1 protein-coding gene is annotated in these 310 nt (G+C 71.9%); it reads right to left on the bottom strand.

Annotated features, from left to right (window positions below):
- A partial coding sequence (locus tag DBV14_RS33145) for an aconitase family protein (RefSeq protein ID WP_260397322.1) occupies window positions 1-310 on the bottom strand: 310 nt, incomplete at both ends.

Here is a 310-nt window from a genome sequence, read left to right as displayed (position 1 = left end):
GCCGTATTCGGGCGCCATGTTCGAGATGGTCGCGCGGTCGCCCAGCGTGAGGCTGGCCGCGCCCGCGCCATGAAACTCCAGGTACGCGCCGACCACCTTGGCCTGGCGCAGGAACTCGGTCAGCGCCAGCACCACGTCGGTCGCGGTAATGCCCGGCTGTGGCTTGCCGGACAGCGCAACCCCGACGATCACGGGCAGCCGCATCCACGAGGCGCGGCCCAGCATCACGTTCTCGGCCTCGAGCCCGCCCACGCCGACCGCGACCACGCCCAGCGCATCGACGTGCGGCGTGTGGCTGTCGGTGCCGACC

Source organism: Variovorax sp. KBW07 (genome assembly GCF_003852515.1).
Taxonomy (GTDB): Bacteria; Pseudomonadota; Gammaproteobacteria; order Burkholderiales; family Burkholderiaceae_C; genus Variovorax.
The sequence above is the reverse complement of the archived record's forward strand: the minus strand, read 5'-3'. Positions and strand labels throughout refer to the sequence as shown.